Raw genomic sequence first — 18144 nt, 5'->3', positions numbered from 1 at the left:
TGAGAGATAAATCAGCGCTTTTTTGCATTCTCATAAACGCTACTGCGCTCACGTTTACCGACCGCTACGACTGAAACGACGACCCTCTCGTCAATGACCTGATAAACCAGACGATAGCCTGAAGCCTTCAATTTGATTTTGTAGCAATCAGGCATTCCATGAAGTGCGTCAGCGGAGACTCTGGGCAGCTTCAATCTCTCACCCAGCTTCTTTTTGAATTGTTCTCGTAGTGTATGACCCAACTTGTTCCACTCTTTGTGAGCGGATGGCAAAAATTCGAGCTTATAGGTCATCCAGGCTCACCGAAATTGGCGTCTCATGGCTGCGGGCGCGAACGATTTCAGCAAGCTCCAAATCATCAAGTCGCTCCATCATTGCTTCGTACACATCCGCTGGCACCATATAGCCCATAACGCGATTGTGGTTAAGAACAGCCACGGCACCGCCATGTGCACCGCTCAGCACAGCGGAAGGGTTTTTCTTTAATTCTGAGACACTGACAGCCATATCGGCCAGAACGCTTTGCATAATAAAAGACCTCAATTGAGGTCGTGATTTTGGTCTATTTTTTGATCCTCAACAACCGTTCCACTCAATTGAATGACAAGAGGGTGGCTTTCAGTCAGCTCTCACGCCCCTTGCGCAACAACACATCCAACTGATCCACCACCTCCGCCCAATCGGCGTCATCCAGAATCTCGTCCCGTAAAAACTCCGCTTGGCTCTTCGTCCAGAAAAACGCATCAGCCAAATGCAGTTCGGGTTTGAGCGGGGAATGGGTGGTGATGAATTGGTCGATGCTGGTCGGGTCGTTGTCCAGGCCGAGTTGTTTGAACAGGGATGGGAGGCTATGGGTTGGTTGCTCCATTGCTGAGTTCCTTCAAAAATGGGGTGTTTGGAAGATTATTCGCGAGCAGGCTCGCTCCCACAGGGGAATGCGATCAACCTGTGGGAGCGAGCCTGCTCGCGAAGGCGTCAGTGCCGGCGCCACAAAACCTAATCACTCAACTCCCGCACCTCGGCATGCGGCACCATTTTCAGAAACTCCGGCATGCTCATGTGCAGCAGGTAGTTGTGGTTGCCCGCCTCCAGATAAATATCCTTCTGCCGCGTCAGCAACGGGTCGATGACCATGTCCAGGCCATAGGAGTCACCCAGCGGCGGCACCGCGCCGCGCTCACAGTCGTCGAAGATGTGCGCCAGATTGCTTTCGCGGGTCAGTTGCCATTCGCCGCTGGTGCGCACCTTGCTCAGGTCCAAGTGACGGCTGGCCGGTAGCACGGCCATCAGGTAATGCCCGTGGTGGTCGTCGAGGATGATCGATTTGGCCACGCGCTCGGCGGGCACCCCGGCGACCCGTGCGGTTTCCAGGCTGCTGGACGAGTGTCGATGGGCGACGATGTCGTATTCGCAGTGCGCCCGGTTCAGGCTGCTCTGCACCTTTTTTGCCATACGCATGATGCACCTCGGTGTTGCGCTGAACGGTGGTTGCCGTGTCTTTGAGTCTAGTTCGGCGGGTGTCTGGCGCAGGGAAATCCGCTCACCGGACATATCTGCACATTGATCAAAATTCATACAGGACAACCCTCAACTAGACTGAAAGAACCAGCCCATGACGCTCGCGGAGGGTCACGTGAACAGCCGATGTTGTGCGTTTGCCTTGCTCCTGCTGATTAGCGGCTCAGCCCTGGCTGCCGACACCCCGTTGCCGCCGATGAGTCCGGCCGGTTTGTGGCTGATTACCTTGGGCATCGTCTTTCTGATCGCCGAAGCGGCGCTGCCCAATTACGGAGTGATCGGGCTGGGCGGCATCATCATGTTCGTCATCGGTGCGCTGATTCTGAGCAACGCCGAGTTGCCAGTGCCAATGATGATCGGCCTCGGTCTGATCAGCGCCCTGCTGTTGATCGGACTGCTGATCCGCGCCCTGAAAACCCGCCCGCGCCACGCCGTCAGTGGCGACGCCGGCCTGCTCGGCAGCGTGACCGCGATCACCACGGTGCAACCGGGCGATGCCCGCAATGGCTGGGTGCAACTGCAAGGTGAGCGCTGGCAAGTGCTCAGCGCGACACCGCTGCACACCGGGCAATCAGTGCGCGTGGTGGGGCGCAAGGGATTGTTGCTGCAAGTGGCCGCGACTGACGCGGCACCGCTCGGAGAGTGATCATGGGTCTGCAAATCGGTTTTGTTGCGCTGCTGTTACTGGTCATTGCCTTGGCCGGCTCGACGTTTCGCATCCTGCGCGAGTACGAACGCGGCGTGGTGTTCCAGCTCGGCCGCTTTTGGCAGGTCAAAGGCCCTGGCCTGATCCTGCTGATCCCGGTGGTGCAGCAAATGGTCCGGGTCGACCTGCGCACGGTGGTGCTCGACGTGCCGCCGCAGGACGTGATCACCCGCGACAACGTCTCGGTCAAGGTCAACGCCGTGCTGTATTTCCGCGTGCTCGATCCGCAGAAGGCGATTATTCAGGTTGAGGATTATCTTTCTGCCACCAGCCAACTGGCGCAAACCACCCTGCGCGCGGTGCTCGGCAAGCATGAACTGGATGAGCTGCTGGCCGAGCGCGAGCAGTTGAACATCGACATTCAGCAGGTGCTCGATGCTCAAACCGATGCCTGGGGCATCAAGGTCGCCAACGTCGAGATCAAGCACGTCGACCTCAACGAGTCGATGGTGCGCGCCATCGCCAAACAGGCAGAAGCCGAACGCGAGCGGCGCGCCAAAGTGATTCACGCCGAAGGCGAATTGCAGGCCTCGGAAAAACTCATGCAGGCAGCGGAAATGCTCGGTCGCCAGCCTGGCGCAATGCAGTTGCGCTATATGCAAACCTTGAGTTCGATTGCCGGGGACAAGAGTTCGACGATTGTCTTTCCGTTGCCGATTGAGTTGCTCAAGGGCATGGCGGATTTGTCCGGCAAATCCTGACCCGCCTATCCACCCGCAGGTTTGGCCACGAACAAGCGTGCTTGCATCCCGCCCGCGTGGACTTCAGCGCTGGCCTGCCAGGTTGCGGGTAGCGGTGAGAACTCTTGTGGCTCGTCGACGGTTCCGACCAGCCAGACCCGGCCTCCGGCTGAGAGCTCTGTCAGGCTGTTCAGATAGACATCACTCGTCACCAGCGTGCCGAACCCGTACTCATTTGGCCGCGTCGATTGGCCATCGGCTTTCGGTGGGGTGAAGAGGCGCACCTGCGCCCCGGTGCGATCGTAGTAGACGTAGCTCAGATACCAGAGCATGTCGCTGGTGACGATGCGGTCACCGGCAAGGAAATGCTGGTTGACGTACTTCACGACCGTGTCGAGTTGATCATGAGTGTCGACCGTGGTGTTGTTGTTTACGCCGACCAGTTCCACCGCGATCAGCGACACCAGCACCGCCAATGCCAACATCCGCACGCGGCTGTACAAACGGTCGATGGCCAACGCCGTCAGCATCGGCAGGCCGAGGGCGTAAGCCGTCAGATAACGTTCGATGAACACTGGCGTAATGAACGACACCAGATACACCAGCAACAGCGGCAGGCCGGTGTACAGCGCCAGCAGGATGCTACCGCGCGACACGCTGCGATCGCGCATCACAGCAATGACTGCCAGCCCCAGCATCGCCAGCGGCAACGCCGCGAAAATCAGCCACGGCAAACTTTCACCGTCATCCTGAATCAGCCATGACCAGATCATCGACGGCAGCGAACTCAACGTTACGGCAGGCTCCCAACCGACATCGCCACCGGCCTCGAGCTGCTGCATGTGTTGCACCAAATCAAGCAGATTGGGCAGCCAAGGCAGATACAAAGCAACGATGGCCAGGTTCGCCAGCCACCAGTTCCAGTGCTGGATATGCCGGAATCGATAACCTCGTTGTACGCGGATCGCGATCAGATAAAGCCAGTGACACAGCGCCGCGAGCACGGCGAAATAGTGGGTGTAGAGCGCGGCGCTCATCAGCAGCACGTAATACACCAGATATCGCTGGCGTTGCGGGCGCCGGATCCAGTAGGCCAGCGCCAGGCTCGCGGCAAGCAGCAGCGCCCCGAGCAGCGCGTACATGCGCACTTCCTGGCTGTAACGCACCGCAGTCGGCAGCAGCGCCAGCAACACACCGGCGATGAATGCGGCGCGGCGAGTGGCCAGGCGATCCACCAGCCACACGCCCAGCCCGACCGCCGCAATGCCGGCCAGCGCACTGAGAGAGCGGACCGCCAGAATGCCGTCCCCGAACAGTTCGACCCAGCCATGCAGCAGCATGAAGTACAGCGGCGGATGCACATCGAATGCCGCGTGCTGCCAGATTTCACTCAGCGAATAGCGCGCCAGCAGCAGACTGGAACCTTCATCGCCCCATATCGCTGCCGCGGTCAGATCATAAAAACGCACGAATGCGGCCAGCGCCAGGATCGGCCATAGCCAGTGATTTTTTATCCAGCGCACCCAGCGCAAGCTGCCGAACCAGGAGCCGGGCGCGGCAAACGGATCTTGCGTGTCGCCCATTGGCGTGACTCTGTTCGCCGCCATTGCTGCCTCTTGCCGCGCCGCAGCGCCACGAGAGTATGACGCGCCAACCTGCCCATCACTTTAGGTCAGCCACGGCAGAACCGTCGATGCCGGTTGGTGCTTTCACGACACCCGGCAACCCGACGGCGACTTTTGCCTCTGGATACACCGACTCCCAACCGCCGCCCAACGCCTTGTACAACCCGACCATCGCCAGCGAAACACCGGTCGAACTCTCCACCCACTGCTCCTGCGTCGCCAGCAGCGCGCTTTGCACGGTGAGGACGTTGACGAAATCGACCACGCCTTCGACGTATTGCTGTTGCGCAGTGCGCAGGGCGATCTGGTTCTGGCGGACGGCTTCGGCGAGGCTGTCGCGGCGGCGTTGACTGGCGTTGTAGGCGGTCAGTTGATCGTCGATTTCGTGCCAGGCACGCAGTACGGTTTGCTGGTAGGCAACGGCCGCTTCCTGCTGTTGCGCTTCGCGCAGTTGCAGCACGCCGCGCAGGCGTCCGCCGTCGAATAACGGCAAACTGAATTGCGGGCCGATGCCGAAGGCCCGCGAACCCCACGAGCCAAAGTCGCTGAGCTGCATGGCTTGCGAGCCGAGGTTGCCGGACAGGGTGATGCGCGGATAGAAATCGCCCTTGGCCACGCCGATATTGGCAGTGGCAGCGTGCAGGCGCGCTTCGGCCTGGCGGATGTCAGGGCGGCGTTCGGCCAGTTGCGACGGCAGGCCGATGGCGACTTGCAGCGGCGACTGCGGCACGGCGGCGTCTGTGGATAACTCCTTGGCCAATGCCTGTGGCGGTTCGCCCATCAACAGGCTGATCGCGTTGATCAGTTGCGATTGGCGCTGTTCCAGCGCGGGCAGGCGCGACTCGATCGCGGCGACTTGCGCGGCGGCTTCGGCAACGTCGAGGTCAGTCGCCACGCCGTCGGCCAGGCGCAGTTGCGAGAGCTTGAGGCTGTGCCGGGCAACATCGAGGTTTTGCTCGGTGACCGCGCGAGTGTTCTGCACGCCGCGCAGCTGAATGTAGTTTTGTGCGGTATCGGCGAGCACGGCCAGCAACACGCCGCGACGGTCGTTTTCGGCGACTTCGAGGTTAGCATCGGCAGCTTCGGTTTCGCGGCGCACGCGGCCCCAGAAATCCAGTTCCCATGAGGCGGAGAAACCGGCGTCCCACAGGTTGAACGCGGAATCGCCGTTGCGTCCGGACGGGTCGTTCAGGCCTTCGCCGCTGTTGCGTTTGCGCGCGTAGCTGCCAGTGGCGGCGGTGTTCGGATAACGGTCGGCGGTGATCACCTGGCGAGCGGCGCGGCTTTGTTGCAGGCGGCTGCTGGCCAGTTGCAGGTCGAGGTTGCTCTTCACCGCACGTTGAGTGAGCGCGGAGAGTTGCGCGTCGTGGAAGACTTCCCACCAGCGTTCGTTGAGAGGTTCGCTGACGGCTTGGCTGGGGGCGGACTTGGCGGGTTTGCTCCAGTCAGCGATTTGCGTGGTTTCGGGCTTGTGGAAGTCCGGGCCTACGGTGCAGGCAGTGAGGCTTACTGCGAGCAAGGCACTGAAGGTGAGTGGCTGCCACAGACCCCATCGCTGGCAAGCCAGCTCCCACAGGGATTGTGCAGGTTGTCCAAATTGTTGAGCCCTACCGACGGAACCTGTGGGAGCTGGCTTGCCAGCGATGAGGCCAGTCGAATTACCACCCATCATCGCTGGGTCACCTCACGCACGGATTTCTCTGAACTGCCTGTATCAATACTCGCCTCCACCGACATCCCCACGCGCAAGCGCTCGGCCAATGGCTGACCCGGTTCCAGCATGATCTTCACCGGAATCCGCTGCACCACCTTGGTGAAGTTGCCCGTGGCGTTATCCGGTTTCACCGCCGCAAAGGTCACGCCGGTTGCTGGAGCAATACTTTCGACGCGACCGCTCAATGTCTCACCGCCGAGGCTGTCGACACGCACTTGCACTTCCTGCCCAGGCTGCACGTCCGTCAGTTGCGTCTCCTGAAAATTCGCCACGACATACGCCTGCTGCAACGGCACCACCGCCAGCAGCTTGCTGCCCGGCGTCACATAGGCGCCGACGCGCACGGCGCGCTCGCCGATCATGCCGTCCTGCGGTGCGGTGATGCGCGTGTAAGAGAGTTCGAAACTGGCGATTTCCAGTGCCGCTTGTGCGTGTTTCAAACTGCCTTCGGCCGCATCTCGTTGAGCGGTAAGAATGTCGACTTGCTTGCGCTCTGCCGCCAGTTTCGCCGTGGCGGTGTCGAGATGCGCAGTGGCCTGATCGATGCGAGTACGCGCCTGTTGCGCGTTCTGCACCGTACCGGCACCAACGCCGGCCAAATGGTTGTAGCGATTCAACTCCTGCTGGGCGAAAGCCATTTCAGCCTTCGCCGACACCACCGAGGCTTGCGCCTGAGCGATCACCGAGGTCTGCCGCTCCAGCGTCGCTTTGGCGTTCTGCAACTGCGCTCGCGCGACCAGGGTTTGCGCGTCCGCCGCCTCGGCTGAAGCGCGCAAGTCGCGATCATCGATCAGCGCCAGCAACTGGCCCGCCTTCACTTGCTGGTTGTCCTCCACCAAGACTTCCTTGATAAACCCGGCCACGCGCGGCACGACGAGCGTGTAGTCGGCGGAGACAAAGGCGTCATTGGTGTTTTGCTGGGTACGTTTGCCAAACACGCCGGGCAGCGCCAGGTAAACCAGCACGCCGACCGCCAGTGCGGCGGCGATGGCCACCGCGAGTTTTTGCTTTGCTTGAGTCGTCATAAAAACCTTCTGTTTCAGTGAAGCAATCAGGTCGGCGCGCGCGGCGGAAAGATCCGCGTCGGCAGCCAGAAAATCAGCAGGATCAACGCCACTGCGACGCCGGCCATGCACACATAGAGATCGGAAGAAGTCAGCACCACGGCTTGTTCGTGCAGGCGATGGGCGAGGCCCGGATCGCTGCGATCGGCCAGCGGCGAATTGCCGAGGCTGTCGACCAGCATGGTCGAGTGGAAATGCAGACGCGCGGTGGTCAGCGCTTCGATCACCCCGGTAGCGACCACGGCCGCCAAGCCTTTTACCGTGTTGAACCACGCGGAGGCGAACGGCCCGTCCTGCGGCTGGATGCTGCCGGTGGACAACATCAACAGCGGCAACACCGACATCGGCTGACCGAAGATCTGCAGCCATTGCAGGACGTAGAAATTGTCGCGAATCCATTCTGAAGTCAGCAGCGATCCGCCCAGGCAGGACAGCGTCAACATGCTCAAACCCATGCCAAGCACCCAGCGGCAATCGACCCAGCGCAGGTTGCACAACGCAGCCACCAACGGCAGCGCAATCAGTTGCGGCAATGCGGCGATCAGCATGATCGGTGCGGTCTGCGCCGGGCGATAACCCTGCACCTGCGCCAGATAACTCGACGGAATCAACACCACCGCCTGCAGAACTATCAGCACACCGGCCAGGGTCATCAAGGCGAACGACAGGTTGCGGATACCGAGCATCTGCAATTTGAAAAACGGGGTCGGCTGCGACCACTCGTTGATCAGGAACGCCACCAGCAGCAGCGAGCCGGCGCCGAGCAATCCACAGATCAGGCTCGACTCGAACCAGTCCAGCCGATTGCCCTGCAGCAAACCGATCACCAACATGCAGATCGCCGGAAAGCCCAGCAGCAGGCCTTTCCAGTTGAACGATTTGAGGCGCTCCAGGCGCAGCGGGTCCTGCGGAATACCCCACGCGACCATCGCCATGGCGATCAGACAAGGCACGATGATTTGCCAGAACGTCCACTGCCAGCCGACGTATTCGGTCCATAAACCGGCCAGCGGCGTGCCCAGGCCGGGGCCGAATGTCGCCGTCAGTGCGTAGCCGGCCAAGCCATAGAGTTTGATATTGGCGGGCAGAAAACGCAGGGCGACGGTCATCAGCATCGGCGGCAATGCGCCACCGGCCAGACCTTGCAGGATGCGCATCAGCAACAGACTTTCGTAGTTCGGCGCGAACGGACAGAGCACGCCGAGCAAGGTGAACAAAGCGATCGCGCAGAGCGTGAACCGCCGCAGCGAGAAGGTCACCGAACACCACGGCGCGAAGGCCATGGCCGCGACCGAGGTGGCGGTGTAGCTGGCGACCAGCCAGGTGCCTTCGTCGTAACCGATGTGCAACCCGCCACGGATGTCGGCCAGGGCCACCTTGGTGACCATCTCGTTGAGGCCCGACACCAGCACCGCCAGCAGCACGCCGACCAGGCCAATGATGATCCGCGCCCCGAACACCGGTGGCGCGGCCGCCGTCGCCGGGCTGGCCGCAGCGATGGGCACCGCAGCCGACAGGGATGTCATGAATACACACTCCGGAGGGAAAAATACCGGAGCATCTTAGTCGGGCTTAGCAATGACGAAAATTGACTTATTGGCAGCTTATAAGTGCGCCGGACGCAATCATTAACCTCTGTAGGAGTGAGCCTGCTCGCGATAGCGTTGGGTCAGCCAATGTATGTGTTGACTGACACACCGCTATCGCGAGCAGGCTCACTCCTACAAGGGTTTTGTGTGGGTTCGCAGATTAAGGCTGGGCAGCCAGCCACGTTTCATCACAACAAGCCTTGAGGGTTTCGCGCAGCCAGCGGTGCGCCGGATCTTTGTCGAAACGCGGGTGCCAGGCCTGGGTCAGCATCAGTGTTGGCAACGGGATTGGCAGGTCGAACGAGCGCAGTTTCAAACCGAGCCGGCGCACGCTGAGCAACGCTTCTTTGGGCACCGGCAAGATCAGATCGGAATCCGGCAGCGCAAACATCGCCGCATGGAAACTCGGCGCGATCACCGCCACGCGCCGCTCCAGGCCTAGCGCATTCAGCGCCGTATCGATCGGGCCGCGCGCGATGCCGCGTCGCGACATGCTGATATGGGAAAACCCGGCGTAGCGCTCGGCGGTGATTTCACCGTCGAGCAATGGATGATCTTCGCGCACCAGTCCCACGAAGTGCGTCGAGAACAGGTTCTGCACTTTGACTTCCGGGGTGACGGGCCGGGTGTTGCTGACGCTCAGATCGATGCGGCCCTCGCGCAGTGCCTCATCGTCGCCATCGCCTTCCGGGACGAAACGCAATTCGCAGTGCGGCGCCAGTTGATCGAGGGTGTCGAATAGCTTGCCGCCGTAAACACCGATGAAGAAGTCATTGGCACGGATGCTGAAGCGCCGGCGCAGCGTGCCCAGTTCCACCGAGTCGGCCGAGCGGAACAGCAGCGCGGCCTGCTCGACCACATCGCGCACCTGTTCGCGCAACTCTAGCGCCTTGGGGGTTGGCACCAGACCACGACCGGCGCGCACAAGGATCGGGTCGCCGATGGCCTCGCGGATCCGCGTCAGGGTGCGGCTCATGGCCGCCGGACTGAGGTTCATCCGCCGAGCGGCGCCGACCACACTGCCCTCATCGAGCAAGGCGTCGAGGGCGACCAGAAGGTTCATGTCCGGGAGCTGCATACTGAGCACTCATGGCTGATCAGGATTGATCTGCGCGCAATGCTAGCAAACATCCTTTAGGTATGGAGGCGCCGGACAGGACGCCATCGCTGGCAAGCCAGCTCCCACAGTGGTTGAGGCGTTCACAACATCTGAAAACACCAAAAAACCTGGGGGAGCTGGCTTGCCAGCGATGGGGCCAGCCGTCACGCCAGAAATTACCGCTGCATCCCCCACCGCTTAACGGTCACCCGCTCCAGCGTATCGAACACCAGATTCTCCACCAGCAACCCGATCAGAATCACCACCGCCAACCCGGCAAACACCTTGTCGGTATACAGCTCATTGCGATTCTGAAAGATGTACCAACCCAGCCCACCCTTGCCGCTGGTCGCGCCAAACACTAGTTCCGCCGCGATCAACGTGCGCCAGGCAAACGCCCAGCCGATCTTCAGCCCGGCCAGAATCGACGGCAGCGCCGCCGGGATCAGGATGAACAGCACCAGCCGCAAGCCCTTCAAACCGTAATTGCGCCCGGCCATGCGCAGCGTTTCAGAAACTCCGAGAAACCCCGCGTAAGTGTTTAGTGCCAAAGCCCACAACACCGAATGCACCAGCACAAAAATCAGGCTGTTCTGCCCTAGGCCAAACCACAGCAGCGCCAGCGGCAACAGGGCAATCGCCGGCAACGGGTTGAACATCGAGGTCATCGTGCTCAGCAGATCGCGCCCCAACTGCGTCGACACCGCCAGCGTGGTCAGGGCAAACGCCAGAACGATGCCGATCAGGTAGCCCTTGATCAGGACCACCAGCGATATCCACACCTTGGCCAGCAGCTCACCACTGAGCAGCCCCTCGAACAGCGCGTGGCTGGTCTGCAAGAAACTCGGCAGCATCAGGTCATTGTTCTGGATCCGTGCGACCACTTCCCAAAGCACCGCCAGCACAATCAGGATCAGGCCTTTACGCAACCAGCCCTGTTGCCACAGCCGCGTGCCGAGCGACAACTCCCGCTCGACCGGCACTTCAGTCAGCGGCTCCAGAACAACTTCAAACTCTTCACGCACGGATGATGAATGGCTCATCGGGTAGTCCTCCTGGCCGCTCAATAGGCAATGCGAATGTCGTTGAAGTCGTGATCACGCTCGGTTTCCGGCGACTGGCCTTCGTCGAACAGCAGTCGATGAATGCGCCGCGCCGACTCCTGAAACGCCACGCCACCCAAGCTGTGCAAGTCGTATTGATGGCTGTGCACTTCGGCGCGCACTCGGCCGGGATGCGGCGACAGCAGCAGGATACGATTGCCGACCACCAACGCCTCTTCAATCGAGTGGGTGACGAACAGCAGAGTGAAGCGCACCTCTTCCCAGAGCAGCAGCAGTTCTTCCTGCATCTTGCGCCGGGTCAGCGCATCGAGTGCGGCGAATGGCTCGTCCATCAGCAGGATTTTCGGCTGCATCGCCAACGCCCGGGCAATCGCTACGCGCGCTTTCATGCCACCAGACAAAGTGTGCGGATAGGCATCGGCAAACGCCGCCAAGCCGACCTTTTCCAGATAGTGCAGCGCACGTTCTTCGGCTTCTTTTTTCTTCAGGGTGCGCGAGGCAAGCAGCGGAAACATCACGTTCTGTTTTACGGTTTTCCACGGCGGCAGCTGATCGAATTCCTGAAACACCACAATCCGGTCCGGACCCGGCGCATCGACGCGCTGACCTTGCAGACGGATCTCGCCTTCGCACGGTTGAATGAACCCGGCGACCGCTTTGAGCAAGGTGGATTTGCCGCAACCGGACGGCCCGAGCAACACGTAGCGATCGGCCGGATCGATTTCGAAACTGACCTGGTGAGTGGCGCGCACCACGCGTTGCGGGGTGCGGTATTCGAGGCTGACATGATCGACCGCCAGCAGCGCTTCGCTGCGAGCGATCGGGTTGCTGGCCGCGTGGCCTTGCAAGGGAGCGTTCATGATTTGATCAATCTCCGGCGAATCAGAAAGGCGCATCGCCCTGAATGGTCGTGCGATACAGCTTGCGGCGCAGGTGCGCGGGACAGCCGGCGGCGAGATGGATCAGCGAACGGTTGTCCCAGAACACCAGATCGTGGGGCTGCCACTGATGGCGGTAGATGTTTTGCGGCAGCACGCTGTGGGCGTAAAGCTCGGTCAGCAACTGCTGGCTCTCGTCATCCGGCAGGCCGACGATGCGCGTGGTGAAACCTTCGCTGACGAACAACGCCTTGCGGCCGTTTTCCGGGTGCGTGCGCACCACCGGGTGCACCACTTCCGCGACTTGAGCCAGTTGCTCCGGGGTCAGGGTCGGGCGCCAGTTGCCTTCGAATTTGGTTTCGCTATAGCGGGCGGTGTAGGAATGCGCGGCACTGCGGCCTTCGACCGCTTTGCGCAACGCTTCGGGCAAGCTGTCCCAGGCTTTGTGCATGTCGGCGAACAGCGTGTCGCCGCCCTCCTCTGGCAACTCCTGTGCATGGAGCATCGAGCCGAGACTTGGCAACTCTTTATAGGAGAGATCGGAGTGCCAGAACTTGCCAGCATCGCCGAGGCCGATGTTCTGGCCGTTTTCGATGATGTTGGAAACAATGAGGATTTCCGGGTGATTGGCCAGCAGGAACTGCTTGAGCACGTGGATCTGCAACACGCCGAAGCGGCGGCTGAAGTCGATCTGTTGCTGTGGGGTGATTTGCTGGTCGCGGAACACCACGACGTGGTGATCCAGGTGCGCGCGATGAATGCGTGCGAAGTCCTGATCATTGATCGGCCGGGTGAGGTCAAGGCCGATGATTTCGGCGCCGACGGCACCGCTGAACGGGCGGATTTCAAAGGATTGCGGCGCGGCGGTCGCGGCGCTTGGGGAAGCAGTAGCTGCGGACATCTTTCCATCTCCCACGCACGGCGCGCTCACGGGCGCGCTCGTCGATCAGACACTCACGCTGGATTGCGTGTTGGTTCAGGTCGTGCGGCGCGCCGATTGGTCGGCAGGTACGCAGGGGGATGACTTTATAGCTATAAGAATTGGAAATTAAATACCGTTATTGAATAACGATATGGCGAATGGTGAGGAATGGACTGAGTGGTGAGTGACGGTTTTTGTCACTTCCTGACAGAGATGTGGTGTTTGGGCTGCCGCTATCGCGAGCAGGCTCACTCCTACAGGGATCGCATTCCATCTGGAGAAATGCGGTTACTGTAGGAGTGAGCCTGCTCGCGATGAGGCCAGTGAGGTCACTAAAAAATCAACGCTCGTGCAACGCCTCAGCCCGCGCGCGAATGATCGGCTTGAGCAGATAACTCAACACCGACTTCTTGCCGGTAATGATATCCACCGACGCCACCATCCCCGGGATGATCAGCAACGGTTTTTCATCCGTACCCAAGTGGCTGCGCTCAGTGCGCACCTTGATGATGTAGTAGGTGGTTTTCTTGTCTTCGTCGGTGATGGTGTCGGCACCGATCTGCTCAAGCTTGGCTTTGAGCCCGCCGTAAATGGTGTAGTCGTACGCGGTGAATTTGACGATCGCTTCCTGCCCCGGGTGCAGGAACGCGATGTCCTGCGGACGGATCTTCGCTTCGACGAGCAAGGTGTCGTCCAGCGGTACGATTTCGACCATGTCGCTGCCCGGCTGAATAACGCCGCCGATGGTGTTGACCAGCAACTTGTTGACGATGCCGCGCACCGGCGATGTCACCAGCGTGCGGCTGACGCGGTCTTCCAGCGCCTTGCCGGTAGCGCTGGCCTTGTTCAGGTCGGTGCGCGCCTCGTTGAGTTGGGTCAGCGCTTCGCTGCGGAATTTACCGCGCGTCTCGTCGATCTTGCGCTGCACTTCCTTGATCGCCGATTCAGCGCGCGGAATCGCCAGCGTCGTTGCATCCAGCTGACCACGGGTTTCCACCTCGGCACGCTTCAGACGCAAGACCTCCACCGGGGACACCGCGCCCTGCGCCACCAGCGGCTCGGACATATTGATTTCCTGCCGCTGCAAGCCGAGCTGCTGCCGATACTGCGCTTGCTTGGAGGCGAATTCGCGCAGCTCTTGCTGACGCTGAATCAACTGCTCCTGCAAACCACCAATTTCGTCATGCAATTGCTGACGGCGGCTGATGTACAGCGATTCCTCACTTTTCGCCTGGCCCGGCACGGCCTTGAGCACGTCCTCGGGGAAATTCAGCGGACGGTCATCCACTTCGGCGCTCAGGCGCTCGACCCGCAGCAACATCGACAGGCGATCGGCTTCGGTTTCGCCGACGTTGGAGGCAAATCGCGTGTCATCGAGACGAATCAGCGGCGCACCCGCCTCGACGATCTGGCCTTCCTTGACGAACAGTTCGGAGATGATCCCGCCCTCAAGGTTCTGGATTTTCTGGATCTTCGACGACGGAATCGCTTTGCCGTCGCCCTTGGTCACTTCGTCGATCACGGCGAAGTTGGCCCACAGCAGCAGGAATATAAAGAAGCCGATGATCGCCCAGATGGTCAGGCGCACGACGCGCGGGGCGTCTTCGATCAGCGCTTTGTTGACCTCTGGGAGGGGCTGGCCCTGCAGTGATGCCGAGCCTTTGAAGTAGCGACGGATCGAATCCTTGAAACCCGACTTAAGCAACACTGATCTGCCCCTTCTTCAACGCTTCCATCACGGCGGCTTTCGGGCCATCGGCGAGAATCTGTCCACGGTCGATCACCAGCAGACGATCGACCAGCGACAACAGTGAAGCCCGGTGCGTGACCAGCACCACGGTCTTGTTTTCAATCACCGCCGCGAGGCGTTGTTTGAGGCGTTCTTCACCGGTGTTGTCCATCGCACTGGTCGGCTCGTCCATCAGCAAAATCGGCGGGTTGAGCAACAAGGCCCGGGCCAGCGCGACGTTCTGTCGTTGACCGCCGGAGAGGTTCTGTCCACGCTCGCCGACTTGCAGTTCGTAACCCTGTGGATGCAGACGGGCGAATTCGTGGACGCCGGCCAGTTCGGCGGCTTGCAGGACGAGTTCGTCTTCTACATAGCGTGCGCCGGAGACGAGGTTGTCACGCAGGGTGCCGGCCAGCAGTTGGATGTCTTGCGGCACGTAGCCAATGTTGTAGCGCAGTTCGCTGACGTCGATCTGGCGGATATCCACACCGTCGACCAGCAACGCGCCATCGTCCGGCTGATACAGGCCGACCAACAGTTTGGCGAGGGAGCTTTTGCCCGAGCCGCTGCGTCCGATGATGCCGATTTTCTCGCCCGGACGGATCACTAGGTTGATGTTCTTCAGCGCCGGGTTCTGTTGTTCCGGGTAGGTAAAGCTGAGCTGGCGGCACTCGATCGCGCCTTGCAGCACCTTGCGGCTCAGCGGGCGCTCTTCGAAATTGCGCTCTTGCGGCAGCTCCATCATCTGGTCGACCGAGGTCATGGTTACCCGCGCCTGCTGATAACGGGTCAGCAGACCCGACAGCGACGCCAGCGGACTCAGTGCGCGACCGCTAAGCATGTAGCAGGCAATCAGACCGCCCATGCTCAGGTTGCCGGCGATGATCTGGTACACGCCGAAGACAATCATGATCACCCCGGCCAGTTGCTGGATCAGCAGGGTGATGTTCATTGCCAGGCCGGAAAGCATTTTCACCCGCAGCTCGAGACGGCTGAGGGTGCCGATGGTCTGTTCCCACTGGTACTGGCGTTCGCTCTCGGCGTTGTTGACCTTGACCGCGTCGAGGCCGGCGAGTGTTTCGATCAGGCTCGACTGGCGCTCGGCACCGAGGGCCATGGTGCGCTCCATGGTCGCCACCAGCGGTTTCTGCAACGCGTAGCCGATCAGCAAGGCAATCGGGAAAGCCAACACCGGAATCCACACCAAGTGCCCGCCGAGAATGGCGATAACGATAAAGATGAGGATGGTGAACGGCAGGTCGATCAGGCTGGTCAGGGTCAGCGAGGCAAGGAAGTCGCGCAGGCTCTGAAACTCGTGGATGTTCTGCGCAAAACTGCCGACCCGCGCCGGGCGGTATTTCATCGACATGCCGACGATGCGTTCGAACAGCGTCGCGGAGATGATCAGGTCGGTTTTCTTCCCGGCCAGATCCAGGCACAAACTGCGCAGGCTCTTGAGGATCAGGTCAAAGAGGTAGGCGCCGGTAATCCCGAGGGCCAGCACCCACAGGGTCGCTTCGGCCTGGTTCGGCACCACGCGGTCGTAGACGTTCATCACGAACAGCGGCGCGGCCATGGCGATGATGTTGATCAGGAAACTCGCGGCGATCGCATCGGCATACAGCCAGCGCGAGCGCTTGAGGGTGTCGCGGAACCACGAGCGGGCACGTGGAATCAGCGTGCCGTGGTTGACGTCGAATTTGTGTTGCGGCTGGGCGAAGAAGACTTTGCCGGTGTAATCGTCAGCGAGCAATTCGCGACTGACGATGGACTCGCCGCCGTCGGTTTCGCTGAGCAACACCCGCGCTTCGTGGTCACCCTGCCAGCCGAGCAGGACGGCGCTGCGGCCATCCTTGAGCAGCAACAATGCCGGCATGGCGATCGCCGGAATTTCTTCCAGTTTGCGCTGCAGCACTCGACCTTGCAGGCCGGCGCGAGCCGCCGCGCGGGGCAGCAACTCGACACTGAGGCGTTGTTTGGGCAGCGGCAGGCCGGTGGTCAGCATCGCCGCGCTGGCGGGTTTCTGGTGGAGCATGCAAAGGGCGAGCAGGCCGTCCAGTAACGGATCGTCGTGCAACGCGCGTGGATCATGACTGAGTTGAACTCGACTGACTTCTGATTCCACGCTCGACACTCTTTGACAGTTGAAAAGGGATAACTCAATTCATCCCAGGCAGCTGGACCTTGGGCTTCACGTCGTTTTGCACAACGGATGCCAACGGTGCGACCACTCCCTGGCTTCTGAGCAACTCGCCCATGGTCGCCTTGATTCGGTACTGAGTAAATAACTGAATGTTTTTGATTTCAGCCAGACGCCGCGAAGCGGTGAACAACTCGTTTTCGCTGTCGAGCAAATCGAGCAGGGTCCGTTCGCCGAGGCTGAACTGACGCTGGTAAGCGGTGCGCACCGAGGTGCTGTGGTCGACGTATTGCTGAGCGATCGGCACCTGCGCGTTGGCGTTGTTCAAGGCGTTCCAGGCCAGACCCAGCTCTTCGTTCAACTGACGCAAAGCGTTGTTGCGGATGTCCAGCGCCTGGTTCGACAGGTACGACTTGGATTCCAGATCGGCCTTGTTGCTGCCGCCCGAATAGAGGTTGAAACGCATGCGCAGCATGGCTTGCCATTCGTTGTTGTGACCGTTCTGGCCGTCGAGGTCGTTGTCGGCGGTGCGCCCCAGTTCGGCGTCGAAACGTGGGTAGAAGGTCGACTTGGCTGTTTCGTATTGTTTCTCGGCGGCGGCGATGTCGGATTCGGCCGAACGCAGGATCGGGCTGTTTTCCAGCATCTGCTGCCGCGCTTCATTGAGGTTGGCCGGCATCATTGCCATGAACGGCGCCGGCCGCTCGAGTTGATCGGGCATCTGGCCGACGGCGCTGAGGAAATTGGTTTCCGAGTCGGCCAGATTGGTCTGCTCGGTGATCAGGTTGTTGCGGGCCTGGGCCATCCGCGCTTCGGCCTGATCGAGGTCGGCACCGCTGCCGACGCCGCGCTGGGTGCGCAACTGGATCTGATCGTAGATGCGCTGGTGGCTCTTGAGGTTTTCTTCGGCCAGACGCACGAACTCACGACGGGTCAGCACGTCCAGATAAACCTGGGCGACGGTCAGCGCGGTGCGCTCGGAAGTACCAAGCAACGAGTACGCACGGGAGTTAACGGTGGCTTGTTGACGCCCGACTTCGCTGGACGTCGCAAAACCGTCGAAGACCATTTGCGAGAGACGTAAACTTGACTCGCTGCGGTTCAGGGTTTCCCAGTGGTTGCCGCCGCCATTGGCGCGGGTGGTGACGCTGTCGGTGCCTTCACGGCCATAACCGCCGAGCAGATCGACCTTCGGCAGGTATCCCCCTTTCGCCGCTCTTAATTGATAATCCGCCGCCAAACGACTGTTGACCCCTGCCTGGATTTCCGGATGGACATCCAGTGCCTGCTGCATGGCTTCTGGTAAGGATTGTGCTTGTACAAAAGAGGCGGCGAGAGCGAAGGGTACGGCGAAAAGCAGGGGCGAACGCATGATAGGAATTTCCCAGAACTTCTTGTCTTGAATCACAGCAAAAC

General features: G+C 60.6%; 17 protein-coding genes. 2 read left to right on the top strand and 15 right to left on the bottom strand.

Annotated elements, in window-relative coordinates; genetic code table 11:
- Positions 1 to 11: 11 nt before the first annotated feature.
- The 4 genes from ACOYXH_RS26310 to ACOYXH_RS26295 all read right to left on the bottom strand — a co-directional run bounded on the left by ACOYXH_RS26310 (position 12) and on the right by ACOYXH_RS26295 (position 1458).
- Positions 12 to 293, bottom strand: coding sequence for a type II toxin-antitoxin system RelE family toxin (locus ACOYXH_RS26310; RefSeq protein ID WP_064389059.1), 282 nt, complete (start codon positions 291 to 293; stop codon positions 12 to 14).
- Positions 283 to 528, bottom strand: coding sequence for a type II toxin-antitoxin system Phd/YefM family antitoxin (locus ACOYXH_RS26305; RefSeq protein ID WP_095122322.1), 246 nt, complete (start codon positions 526 to 528; stop codon positions 283 to 285). Before ACOYXH_RS26305 ends, ACOYXH_RS26310 begins: the two co-directional genes overlap by 11 nt.
- A gap of 94 nt (positions 529 to 622) precedes the next feature.
- Positions 623 to 868: a DUF2789 domain-containing protein gene (locus ACOYXH_RS26300; RefSeq protein ID WP_460410042.1), complete on the bottom strand. Its 246-nt coding sequence runs from the start codon at positions 866 to 868 to the stop codon at positions 623 to 625.
- 128 nt (positions 869 to 996) lie between these two features.
- Positions 997 to 1458, bottom strand: a complete 462-nt coding sequence (locus ACOYXH_RS26295; RefSeq protein WP_095047033.1) for an aminoacyl-tRNA deacylase — start codon at positions 1456 to 1458, stop codon at positions 997 to 999.
- Between the two features lie 175 nt (positions 1459 to 1633).
- Here ACOYXH_RS26295 and ACOYXH_RS26290 point away from each other — a divergent pair, with 175 nt between their 5' ends.
- On the top strand, positions 1634 to 2164 hold the full coding sequence (locus tag ACOYXH_RS26290) for an NfeD family protein (protein ID WP_220557271.1): 531 nt from the start codon (positions 1634 to 1636) through the stop codon (positions 2162 to 2164).
- A gap of 2 nt (positions 2165 to 2166) precedes the next feature.
- Positions 2167 to 2925, top strand: coding sequence for a slipin family protein (locus tag ACOYXH_RS26285; protein ID WP_007917711.1), 759 nt, complete (start codon positions 2167 to 2169; stop codon positions 2923 to 2925).
- Positions 2926 to 2930: 5 nt separating this feature from the next.
- Here the strand turns inward: ACOYXH_RS26285 and ACOYXH_RS26280 are convergent, their stop codons facing one another.
- From ACOYXH_RS26280 to ACOYXH_RS26230, 11 genes are all read right to left on the bottom strand, one after another.
- Entirely contained in the window at positions 2931 to 4511 is a 1581-nt protein-coding gene (locus tag ACOYXH_RS26280; RefSeq protein ID WP_460410041.1) for a glycosyltransferase family 39 protein, read from the bottom strand.
- Positions 4512 to 4566: 55 nt separating this feature from the next.
- Positions 4567 to 6201, bottom strand: a complete 1635-nt coding sequence (locus ACOYXH_RS26275; protein WP_460410040.1) for an efflux transporter outer membrane subunit — start codon at positions 6199 to 6201, stop codon at positions 4567 to 4569.
- Positions 6198 to 7268 (bottom strand): HlyD family secretion protein, encoded by a 1071-nt coding sequence (locus ACOYXH_RS26270; RefSeq protein WP_460410039.1) that lies wholly within the window; start codon positions 7266 to 7268, stop codon positions 6198 to 6200. Before ACOYXH_RS26270 ends, ACOYXH_RS26275 begins: the two co-directional genes overlap by 4 nt.
- Before the next feature lie 26 nt (positions 7269 to 7294).
- Positions 7295 to 8833: an MFS transporter gene (locus ACOYXH_RS26265; RefSeq protein ID WP_460410038.1), complete on the bottom strand. Its 1539-nt coding sequence runs from the start codon at positions 8831 to 8833 to the stop codon at positions 7295 to 7297.
- 223 nt (positions 8834 to 9056) lie between these two features.
- Entirely contained in the window at positions 9057 to 9974 is a 918-nt protein-coding gene (locus ACOYXH_RS26260; protein WP_016985559.1) for a LysR family transcriptional regulator, read from the bottom strand.
- A 197-nt stretch (positions 9975 to 10171) separates the two neighbouring features.
- On the bottom strand, positions 10172 to 11038 hold the full coding sequence (locus ACOYXH_RS26255; protein WP_016985558.1) for an ABC transporter permease: 867 nt from the start codon (positions 11036 to 11038) through the stop codon (positions 10172 to 10174).
- A gap of 20 nt (positions 11039 to 11058) precedes the next feature.
- Positions 11059 to 11919 (bottom strand): ABC transporter ATP-binding protein, encoded by an 861-nt coding sequence (locus ACOYXH_RS26250; RefSeq protein WP_116029366.1) that lies wholly within the window; start codon positions 11917 to 11919, stop codon positions 11059 to 11061.
- Positions 11920 to 11941: 22 nt separating this feature from the next.
- The gene (locus ACOYXH_RS26245; protein ID WP_095047028.1) at positions 11942 to 12838 is read right to left on the bottom strand and encodes a TauD/TfdA dioxygenase family protein; all 897 of its coding nucleotides are present in this window, start codon (positions 12836 to 12838) and stop codon (positions 11942 to 11944) included.
- A gap of 361 nt (positions 12839 to 13199) precedes the next feature.
- Positions 13200 to 14567, bottom strand: a complete 1368-nt coding sequence (locus tag ACOYXH_RS26240; protein WP_007918311.1) for an HlyD family type I secretion periplasmic adaptor subunit — start codon at positions 14565 to 14567, stop codon at positions 13200 to 13202.
- The gene (locus ACOYXH_RS26235) at positions 14557 to 16713 is read right to left on the bottom strand and encodes a type I secretion system permease/ATPase (RefSeq protein ID WP_460410037.1); all 2157 of its coding nucleotides are present in this window, start codon (positions 16711 to 16713) and stop codon (positions 14557 to 14559) included. Before ACOYXH_RS26235 ends, ACOYXH_RS26240 begins: the two co-directional genes overlap by 11 nt.
- Before the next feature lie 34 nt (positions 16714 to 16747).
- On the bottom strand, positions 16748 to 18100 hold the full coding sequence (locus ACOYXH_RS26230) for a TolC family outer membrane protein (protein WP_095047026.1): 1353 nt from the start codon (positions 18098 to 18100) through the stop codon (positions 16748 to 16750).
- Positions 18101 to 18144 lie beyond the last annotated feature (44 nt).

It is taken from the genome of Pseudomonas sp. Mb7, from assembly GCF_054790525.1.
Note: the sequence above shows the minus strand (reverse complement) of the source record. Positions and strands in the feature narration are given on the sequence as shown.

Bases quoted from the DNA above. Each gene is read 5' to 3' on its own strand.
- ACOYXH_RS26310 (WP_064389059.1), bottom strand. From the start codon at position 293: ATGACCTATAAGCTCGAATTTTTGCCATCCGCTCACAAAGAGTGGAAC.
- ACOYXH_RS26270 (WP_460410039.1), bottom strand. From the start codon at position 7,268: ATGACGACTCAAGCAAAGCAAAAACTCGCGGTGGCCATCGCCGCCGCA.
- ACOYXH_RS26300 (WP_460410042.1), bottom strand. From the start codon at position 868: ATGGAGCAACCAACCCATAGCCTCCCATCCCTGTTCAAACAACTCGGC.
- ACOYXH_RS26230 (WP_095047026.1), bottom strand. From the start codon at position 18,100: ATGCGTTCGCCCCTGCTTTTCGCCGTACCCTTCGCTCTCGCCGCCTCT.
- ACOYXH_RS26285 (WP_007917711.1), top strand. From the start codon at position 2,167: ATGGGTCTGCAAATCGGTTTTGTTGCGCTGCTGTTACTGGTCATTGCC.
- ACOYXH_RS26295 (WP_095047033.1), bottom strand. From the start codon at position 1,458: ATGCGTATGGCAAAAAAGGTGCAGAGCAGCCTGAACCGGGCGCACTGC.
- ACOYXH_RS26245 (WP_095047028.1), bottom strand. From the start codon at position 12,838: ATGTCCGCAGCTACTGCTTCCCCAAGCGCCGCGACCGCCGCGCCGCAA.
- ACOYXH_RS26255 (WP_016985558.1), bottom strand. From the start codon at position 11,038: ATGAGCCATTCATCATCCGTGCGTGAAGAGTTTGAAGTTGTTCTGGAG.
- ACOYXH_RS26260 (WP_016985559.1), bottom strand. From the start codon at position 9,974: ATGCAGCTCCCGGACATGAACCTTCTGGTCGCCCTCGACGCCTTGCTC.
- ACOYXH_RS26275 (WP_460410040.1), bottom strand. From the start codon at position 6,201: ATGATGGGTGGTAATTCGACTGGCCTCATCGCTGGCAAGCCAGCTCCC.
- ACOYXH_RS26280 (WP_460410041.1), bottom strand. From the start codon at position 4,511: ATGGCGGCGAACAGAGTCACGCCAATGGGCGACACGCAAGATCCGTTT.
- ACOYXH_RS26250 (WP_116029366.1), bottom strand. From the start codon at position 11,919: ATGAACGCTCCCTTGCAAGGCCACGCGGCCAGCAACCCGATCGCTCGC.
- ACOYXH_RS26305 (WP_095122322.1), bottom strand. From the start codon at position 528: ATGCAAAGCGTTCTGGCCGATATGGCTGTCAGTGTCTCAGAATTAAAG.
- ACOYXH_RS26265 (WP_460410038.1), bottom strand. From the start codon at position 8,833: ATGACATCCCTGTCGGCTGCGGTGCCCATCGCTGCGGCCAGCCCGGCG.